The 8,526-nt window shown below is 69.3% G+C and carries 8 protein-coding genes; 4 read left to right on the top strand and 4 right to left on the bottom strand.

What is annotated here, in order from left to right; translation table 11 throughout:
• Nucleotides 1–229: 229 nt before the first annotated feature.
• Nucleotides 230–970, bottom strand: a complete 741-nt coding sequence (locus ACSDR0_RS48235; RefSeq protein WP_435295717.1) for an SDR family NAD(P)-dependent oxidoreductase — start codon at nucleotides 968–970, stop codon at nucleotides 230–232.
• 245 nt (nucleotides 971–1,215) lie between these two features.
• Nucleotides 1,216–2,175 (bottom strand): tyrosine-type recombinase/integrase, encoded by a 960-nt coding sequence (locus tag ACSDR0_RS48240; RefSeq protein ID WP_435295718.1) that lies wholly within the window; start codon nucleotides 2,173–2,175, stop codon nucleotides 1,216–1,218.
• A gap of 214 nt (nucleotides 2,176–2,389) precedes the next feature.
• Between ACSDR0_RS48240 and ACSDR0_RS48245 the strand changes: the two genes are divergently transcribed.
• Both ACSDR0_RS48245 and ACSDR0_RS48250 read left to right on the top strand, forming a co-directional pair.
• A complete protein-coding gene (locus ACSDR0_RS48245; RefSeq protein ID WP_435295719.1) occupies nucleotides 2,390–4,534 on the top strand; it encodes an NACHT domain-containing protein in 2,145 nt (714 codons plus the stop codon).
• Nucleotides 4,535–4,630: 96 nt separating this feature from the next.
• Nucleotides 4,631–4,762 carry a hypothetical protein gene (locus ACSDR0_RS48250; protein WP_435295720.1) on the top strand — a complete coding sequence of 44 codons (132 nt, stop codon included), beginning with the start codon at nucleotides 4,631–4,633 and terminating at the stop codon, nucleotides 4,760–4,762.
• A 297-nt stretch (nucleotides 4,763–5,059) separates the two neighbouring features.
• Here ACSDR0_RS48250 and ACSDR0_RS48255 read toward each other — a convergent pair whose 3' ends face one another.
• Nucleotides 5,060–5,725: a class I SAM-dependent methyltransferase gene (locus ACSDR0_RS48255; protein WP_435295721.1), complete on the bottom strand. Its 666-nt coding sequence runs from the start codon at nucleotides 5,723–5,725 to the stop codon at nucleotides 5,060–5,062.
• A gap of 61 nt (nucleotides 5,726–5,786) precedes the next feature.
• Here ACSDR0_RS48255 and ACSDR0_RS48260 point away from each other — a divergent pair, with 61 nt between their 5' ends.
• Both ACSDR0_RS48260 and ACSDR0_RS48265 read left to right on the top strand, forming a co-directional pair.
• On the top strand, nucleotides 5,787–6,425 hold the full coding sequence (locus ACSDR0_RS48260) for a TetR/AcrR family transcriptional regulator (protein WP_435295722.1): 639 nt from the start codon (nucleotides 5,787–5,789) through the stop codon (nucleotides 6,423–6,425).
• A 500-nt stretch (nucleotides 6,426–6,925) separates the two neighbouring features.
• Nucleotides 6,926–7,960, top strand: coding sequence for a recombinase family protein (locus tag ACSDR0_RS48265; RefSeq protein WP_435295723.1), 1,035 nt, complete (start codon nucleotides 6,926–6,928; stop codon nucleotides 7,958–7,960).
• A gap of 24 nt (nucleotides 7,961–7,984) precedes the next feature.
• Here the strand turns inward: ACSDR0_RS48265 and mihF are convergent, their stop codons facing one another.
• Nucleotides 7,985–8,296, bottom strand: a complete 312-nt coding sequence (gene mihF / locus ACSDR0_RS48270; protein ID WP_435295724.1) for an integration host factor, actinobacterial type — start codon at nucleotides 8,294–8,296, stop codon at nucleotides 7,985–7,987.
• Nucleotides 8,297–8,526: the final 230 nt, after the last annotated feature.

An 8,526-nucleotide genomic window follows, 5' to 3' on the forward strand; every position in this document is an offset into this window, starting at 1 on the left:
TCCGCAAGGTCGGCCTCCCGGACGACCTGTTCGCCGACGTCGCCCCGAAGGTTCTGGCCTCCTGGCGGGCCCGCGTCGCCGCTGAAGCGCCCTCCCACCTGCGGTCCCACCCGCACGACATCAAGGTGACGCTTCTGGCGGCCTACCTGTAGATCTCCGCTAGCATCTCGTCGATGAAGGTCAAGGTGTGGCCGCCGTTCGCGTGGATGGGTGCCTGCAGGGCGGTGCCTTAGGTGCTTTCCGGGTCGGGGCCGAGGGCTGCTCTGCCGCCGTCGACGGGCAGGACAGTGCCGGTGATGAAGGCTGATTCCGCAGAGAGCAGGAACGCGACGGCATGTGCCACATCGAGGGGGCGACCGACGTGCCCCAAGGGGTGCAATGCGGCCATGTGCTGGTCGGTTTCAGGGTGCTCACGCCGGTACTCCTCATACCGGGCCGTCGTGATCGACCCTAGCGCGACGGCATTGACCCGAATGCCCTGCGGGCCGTGGTCGACAGCGGCAGCTCGCGTGAGCCCTTCGACGGCGGCCTTCGCCGTGGCGTAGGGCAGAGCGCCCCGCACGGGGCGCTGCGCTTGGTGTGAAGAGACGTTCACGATCGAGCCGGGCCGGGAGTACGACAGGAAGTGCTGCACCGCGGTGTGGCACCCGACGACGGCGAGATTGAGGTTGAGCGCGATGAGCGCGATGATCTGCTCCGCTGTTGCCGTGGCAAGGCTGGCGTCGCGAAAGATCGCAGCGTTGTTGACCCACCCGCTCAAAGAGCCATGCTTCTCCGCAAGCTGCGCCGCGGCCGCGGCGGCGCAAGGATCGCCGGCGTCACCTTCGACATGGTGCACGCGAGGGTTCGCGCTGTGGGCGGGAGTCGGGTCGAGGTTGATGACGTGACCGATCGAGGACAGATGTTCCGCGATCGCGCTGCCGACGCCTCCGCTCGCACCTGTGACAACGAACGAGCGTGCGCTGTTCATGCGTCAGTCTCCATAGTTGTGTTCTGGCCGGCGACGATGCTCCACCCGCCGGGTGGCTCGGTCGTTACGACGTACGTGTGGGCCTGTCGGTAACGAAGGTGTCATGAAGTACACGCGTTAACGTTCGCTCAGGTCAGGCAGGGCTTGTTTGGGGGCATCTGTGGCCTGGCGGGTTGGCGGACCTGACGCCTTCGCAGTGGCCGGCCTGGTGCCGGAGGTGCCCCGGGGAATCCCGGATCACGCACTCATCGGCCGCGCCGTCGGCGGGCGGCCGGGTCGGCTTCGGCGGTGACCTTCGCGGAGGTTTCTTCGCTGAGTTTGACGTAGCGGCCGAGGCTGGCCAGGTGCTGGTGGCGGGATTTGGCCTGGAGCTCGAGTGCGGTCCGTCCGTCGGCGGCCAGGTGTTGCAGCGCCGAGTGGCGCAGTTGGTGGAGCGTCCACCCCTTCTTATGCGGGTCGAGCTGAGCGGTGGCCTGCTTGAACAGGTATTCGGCGCGCGGGTAGGACAGCCGTCCCCGGCCGGTGGTCGGGCAGATGTCGGCAGCCGCGGGAGCTCGTGGCCCTGAGGTGGGGGCGCGCCGGTCGGCGAGGAAGACCGGGCCGGAGGTGCGGCCTTGCAGCAGCCGGGGCAGGAGGCGGGCGGTGCCGGTGGCCCAGTGGACGTATTCGATCGCGCCGCCCTTGGAGCGGACGCGGCCGCGCCGGAACTCCAGGTCGAGGTCTTCGATGTTGAGGGAGAGGATCTCCTCGGCTCTGGCCGCGGTTTCATGGAGCATCCGCCAGAAGACCCGCTCGCGGAGGCTGTGCCGGTCGTCGGTGAACAGTTTGTCCAGGCGGGTGCGCGGGATGGCGCGGTCGCCGCGGCGGGCGGTCTTGCGGCGCTCCAGTCGTCGTCCGGGGTTGGTGGCCAGGATCTCCTGTCGTTGCGCCCAGGCGGTGAAGGAGGTGAGCGCCGATAGGTGCCGGTTCCAGGTGGCGGCCGCCGCGGCGTCCCACAGGTCCATCACCGCGGCGTAGTCGTCGGGGGTGAGGGAGGCGGTGTCGCGGGAGGCGGCGCGGGTGGTCAGGCGGGCGAGGGTCTCGGCGTAGCCGTCCCGGGTCGTCGTGGTCTTGATTCCGTCGAGGTACCGGTCGACGGCGGCCGCCACGCTCTCCCGGCTCGCCGGGGTGTCGGCGGGTGGTGTCGGGAAGAGCACGACCGACACAAGGAACCTCCAAACGCCGATGTGACACATAACGTTGCCGAGTCGGCCCCGGCCCGCCGGACGCCGAGCTGGGACGGAGCGCGGCCGCGAGGGCCAGTGTGACAGATAATTGAGGTTCTGTGTCACATGCTCCCGGATGACCGGCGTCCCTGCACCAAGAATGCCCCGAGAGCGTGCCGGAACCGGATAATCGTCACCGGAAGGGAGGTCGCGGGTGAAGCGCACCATCACGGGTATCGTCTCGGCTGTCTGTGTGGTCGTCCTGCTGCCTGTGGCGACCAACTACGCGACCGCGGGCGTCCCGGGTTTCCTCGCCGACCGGCCCTGGCTGGCTTGGGTGGCGATCGCGGTGTTCGGGACGGTGGCCGTTCTGGCGGCGGTCAACGTGCCTGCGCGGCTGGCGGCACACCGGATCGCGTCACGCCCAGACGATCGCGACCGGCTGGTCGCTGGGGTCAGAGCCTATGTCGATCGGCGGCTGGAGCAGTCGCTGGGGGTGATGGTCCGGGCCGAACTGGAGCTCGACAGGCGCGGCACTGCCGTCGTTCCGCCGCTCGCCGCTTACGCGGGCGACCCGGATGGCTGGGACCTCGCACCGGGAGCGACCATCGTGGAGGCGTTCGCGCTGGCTAGTGAGTCGCTGCTGATCCTCGGCGAGCCCGGCGCGGGCAAGTCGACGCTCCTGCTCGACCTCGCCTCAGCCCTACTGGACGGCGATGACCCTGTCCCGGTGATCATCGAGCTGAACTCTTGGCGGGAGCCCGCCCGTGACGCCGACACCGCGTTCACCCGCTGGATCACCGAGCGTATCGAGGTCGACTACCACTTCGGCCGCGACCTGGGTCGCACCTGGCTCGAAGACGACCGCCTCGTACTGCTGTTCGACGGCCTCGACGAGCTGCCCACCGCCCGGCGCGCGGCCTGCGTCGCCCGCCTCAACGCCCTCCAAAAGCCCTACCCCCGTCTGCGGACGGCCGTCACCTGCCGCACCGAGGACTACGCCGCCCTCCCGCTCCTCCACCTGCGCGGCGCCGTCGAGATCCGCCCGCTCACCGACGACCAGATCGACCGCTACCTCGCAGACCCCGCCTCCGCCGCCTTGCGCGCTGCCGTCACCGACGACCCGACGCTCCGTGAGCTGATGACCGCCCCGCTCTGGCTCAACCTCATGACGCTCGCCTTCCAGACCCGGGGCCGCGCGCTCATCGGGACGACGACCCAGCGCCGGACGAGTCTTTTCGACCACTATGTCGCCCGGATGCTGGCGCGTCCTCCGCGCGGCGGCCCCGCCCGCCACGACGACACGACGACCGTCCGGGGGCTCGCTGCCGTCGCCGCCGTCTCAAACCGGGCGGGTGTGCTCCCGTTGCGGCGCACCCCGCTCCGGGTCCGGGTGGACGCGGGCCAGGGCTGGAGCCGCCTGTTAGGCTTGGTCGACCGCTTCTACTGCCAGGACACCGTCCAACCGTGGATCGGCGGAGCCGTCGGTGTGCTGCTCGCGACGGTGCTCGGCATCCGGTTGGGGATCTCGGGCCTGGTCATCGGCGGCGTCATCATGTCGCTGTCGCTCAGCAGCCGCAGCTCGAGCGTCCCCAGAGCCCCGCGCCCGCCCCTCGCCATCCGGCTGCGCTGGTGGGCGGCGTACCTGCTCGCACTGCTGCTCGTAGCGGCGCTGTGCGGCGCGGTGCTCGTCATCTCCCGATCCCTGGACTCCCTGCCGGACGGGGTCTACCTCGCCGTCGCCGCCACCATCCTGGCAGGGGCGACCGCCTGGATCCTCCTGGCAGAAACCGGCGAGGGCGACGTCCCGTTCCTCCTGGGCGCGATCTGGTCCATCGCGGCGGTCTACGCGCTACTCCTGTGGTGGGCGTCACCGCCGCACGGCGCGGGCGTCACCGCCATCGTCCTCGGAGCCGTGATCCAGCCGCTCTGCGTGATCGCCCTGCCCTTCGGCACCCGCCTCCACGCCACCCGCGGCGACACCGACCTCGTGCACCCTGCCCCGTGGATCCCCGCCCTCTCCACCCTCGCGATCGCCGGCCTGACCCTCGGCCTCACCGGACACCTCGGCACCTCAGCAGGCCCGCCCGAGCTGATCCTGCTGGTGGCCACGGCCGGTGTGACCTACTACATGTACATGATTGCCATCAGCCTGCAGGGCGAGAGCTCAGGCCGCCGCGACTTCGCGGCCCTCGCCCTCTCCCACGTTCTACCCTGGCGGCTCCGCCGCCTCCTGGACGAGGCCACCCGCCGTGGCCTCCTCCTCAAAGACCCAGCCTCCTACCGCTTCCCCCACGCCCTCATCCGCGAGCACTTCGCCCGCCTCGACCCAACGACCGCCGAACCCCCACGTCCCTGAGCAACCACACGACCACCCCGCCAACACGCTCGAACACTCCAGAGGCCGGGCGCTTCAGCTCGCGCGCGCTGAAGATGACGACACACCACCGAGCTCATGCTCATAGCCACCACCCTCCAGCAGCGCGGCACCCAGCTCGAACTACTCACCGCGCCGATGCCGAGCGTCTACTACCCCACCGGCATGGGCGCCATGCTGGTCGCGTGGTGCCGTCGCTGTTTTGGCTAGTTGCGCTGACCGGCATGGGGCCTCCAGGCATGCGGGGGCGCCCCCACCGCGCCGTGCGAGGTGGGGGTGCCCTCGGATATCAGCAGCGGTCAGGTCAGATGATCGACGTGACCGATTACGTGCTGAATTGTGTCAGTCTCGCGCCATCCATGATCATCGCCGTCAGGCTCATGACGGTCGCCTTGCACGCGTGTCCGAAGTGCGCGCCTGTGCTCTGGCTCCGTGCAGAGCCACCTAGCTCTGCACGTGCCTGTCCTGCGGGGAGTGGATGGGAAGCAGGGGCCCGTTCAGCACTCTCTAGGCGTCGCGGCGCAGCGTGAACCAGAAGGTCGGCACCGAGTTGGTGCCCGGTGTGACGTCGAGTAGTTCCCAGCCGGCGAACCTGGCGTGGAGTTCGTCGGCTGTGACGCCCGCCGCCCACGACGTGACCTCGGGGATCGGGTTGCCGAGCGGCTCGGGGCCGTACCCGAACATCAGCAGCCGTGCTCCGGGAGCGGCGCGGTGGGTGAGCCCGGCGGCGTAGGCGTCGCGGCGGTGCAGCGGGATCCCGCAGTAGCAGCTCAGGTCGAAGAACAGGTCGAAGGGACCGGGCGCGTCCAGCTCGTCGAGGCGGGTGGCGTCTCCGTGCAGCAGCCGTACCACCGCTCCCGCCGCCTCGGCCTTCTCCCTGGCCTGGTCGACGGCGCGGTCGATCAGGTCGACGGCCGCCACCTCCCAGCCGTGCCGTGCGAGGTAGATGGCGTTGGTCCCCGTGCCGCAGCCGAGTTCGAGGGCGCGGCCGGGCGGCAGCGCGCCGTGTCCCTCAACCAGGGCGACCAGCTCGGGCGGTGTCACGCCGGTGTCCCACGGCGGCTTGCCGGCGTGGTAATAGCCCTCCAGTGCGCGGTGGACGGATTCCTCCTGGTCTCGCTGCGGTGAGGTCAGGTCCGGGTCCGGCTTCTGGGTGGTGATGGGCTGGTCCATCGTCTTCTCCAAGAATTTAGAGTTGAACTCTAGTGTCATACTCTAGATATATACTCGCAATATGGATCAAGTCAAGCGGCCGGACAAGCGAGCCGAGCGCTCACGCCGTACCCGTGAAAAGGTCGTCGAGGCGGCTCGCGAGCTGTTCGTCACGCAGGGCTACGGGGCGACGAGCCTGCAGGAGGTCGCGGACCGGGCGGGCGTGGCCGTCCAGACGGTCTACTTCGTCTTCCGCAACAAGCGCACGCTGTTCAAGGACGTCGTCGACACGTCCATCGCCGGGGACACCGAGCCTGTCGCCACCATGGATCGTGAGTGGTTTCGCGCCGCGTGCGCCGAGCCCACCGCGGCAGGGCAACTGCGCGCGCACGTCCGCGGCACCCGCGAGATCCTGGGCCGGGTCGCCCCGATCATGCCGCTGATCGCGGCTGCCGCGGCCACCGACCCTGAGATCGCCGCGCAATGGCCGGACGGTCCCGACCCGCGTTACACCGTGCAGTACGCAGCGGCCGAAGCCCTGGCCGGAAAGCCCGACGCCCGTCCCGGCCTCTCCGTCGAGATGGCGGCGGACCTGCTGTTCGGCCTGCTCAGCCCGCAGCTCTACCTGATCTTCATCCGCGACCGCGACTGGTCACCGGACACGTGGGAAGCATGGGCCCGCGCCGCCTTGATCTCCCAGCTCTGCGCCGACCACGGGTAGGCGGACGAACGTCACCCCAACGGCCGGGCAAGGGGCCTCGGCCCACGGGCAGGCACGTGGAACACGGTGGTTTTATGGATGCCCGCCGCCGGGTCTCGATACGTCGGCACCAACCGGCATCAGCCAGCCAGGAGCGCGCGGCGAGATACAACCAACGTCACCCGGCAAGGCCCCACCGCGCCCCAGCCCTGTCATACGACTGACGCACCCCGCGGGTTCCCAGGAAGTGCCGCCGGCGAGGTCCGCCGCCTACCGTTCCGATGCGGGTCAGAGGGTTCGCACGCGGCGGGGTCCGAGGCTTGCCCATGAAATGCCCAGTCTGATGCCCAGAAAAAACCAGGCTTGATTCTCAGAAACCCTCGATTCCCAGAGAAGTTCACCAGATGGCCCCCGGGTGCCGGTTCTAACCGCCGGCGGGGCCGGTTTCTTCTCAGAACTCGTTCTCATGCAAGTTGGCGGATCCACAGATTCTGGGAAATGTTTATGAGAGCATCCGAGGCATGGTCGAGGCCCCAAAACCCCACGAAAACACCGAATCCGCCCCTCTGTCCGTCATCGGCGAGGAACACACCCGTGACGCCGATGAGGTCGAGCGTCACCCGTGCCCGCGATGCACCGTCGCGGCGGGTTCGCCGTGCCGGTCACGTTCGGGCGCGGTGGCCGGCACCTACCACACCGGCCGCTTCACCAAAGTGGCCCGGCTGGCGAAGCTGTTGCGGGTGCCGACCCCAGCCGACCGGAAGCCGGGCCAGCCGTGGCGGCCGGGCACACCACCGCCCGCGCCGCTCAGTGACGATGGGCCGTCGGCCGACATCCAGATCGGGTACGCCCGCTGCTCCGCGCTCACCCAGGAACTGCAGTCGCAACTGGACGCGCTGGCCGCGCACGGCATTCCGCAGGAGAAGATCTTCTCCGAGAAGATCTCGACACGGATGAAGGTGCGCCCCCAATTCGAGGCGGCGCTCGCACTGGCCCGGCAGATCAAGGCGCACGCCCCGCACTGCCGGGTCATCCTGACCGTCTACGAGATGAAGCGACTGGGCCGCGACGCCGCCGAACTCACCGCGCTGGCCGACCACATGACCGCACACGGCCTGGTCCTGGAGATGCTCGCCGGACCGCTCGCCGGGATCTACGATCCGTCCGGGCCGGGCCGGATGCTGTTCGCGTTCTTCGCCGCGATGGCCGAGACCGAACGCGAAGCCATCCGCGAGTCCACCCTGGAAGGCTTGGACGCCGCCGCCCGCAAGGGCAAGCACGGCGGCCGCCCCCCTGTGATCATCGACGACATGCTGCACACCGTGCTGCGCCGCAAGGCCGCCGGGGAACGCGTCGAAGACATCCGCAAAGACCTCATCATCCCCACCGGCAAACGCAAAGGCGAGAACCCATCCCTGGCCAGCATCTACCGGGCCCTCGCCGAGCATGAGAAGACACAGGCCTACCCCGAAGCCGTCGAGGCGGCCCACGCCGACTTCGCCCTCCTGCAAGGCGAAGACATCCCCCGACCTCACCCGAACGCGGAGCTCCGATAGCGCACACGATCAGTCCCAGCGCTGTCAGCTGATCAAAGCCCGCAGAAGTCGCTCGCGCTGTTGCTCATTCAGCGCACCAACACGCCGTTTCGCCTCCACCCCGGAGGTGGCCATCAACGCCGTGACCCTGGCCGGCCCATACCCGGGGACGGCCCGCAAGACCTGAACCACCCGAGTCCTGCCCGCCAGATCCTGCCCGCTGCGCTCGAACACCTCCGCCACACCCACCGCGCCGGAGGCCACCTCCGCCAACAGCGCCCGACGCGCCATACGCGCCTCGGCCGCCTTCGCCAACGCTTTCGCACGCTGCGCCGCCGTCATCGCCAGCAGGGCCATCAGGCACCTCTCATGTAGAGATCGGCTGGTCAGTGACTCCCGCCAGAGATCACGACGGGGTCGCCGCCGATCATCATCCCGCGCGGTGGTTGAGTAGGCCCGAGGCGCGGTTCCGGGGTTGCTCCCGGCCCGTTTCCCCGGACCTCTCGCCGCGTGAAGTAGGCCGCCGACGAGGTGCCTCTGTGGAGGTCCTTTTTCGACGGCCCCTTCCCGAACCGGACTGGCCAGTT

Source organism: Streptosporangium sp. G11 (genome assembly GCF_051192615.1).
Lineage (GTDB): Bacteria > Actinomycetota > Actinomycetes > Streptosporangiales > Streptosporangiaceae > Streptosporangium.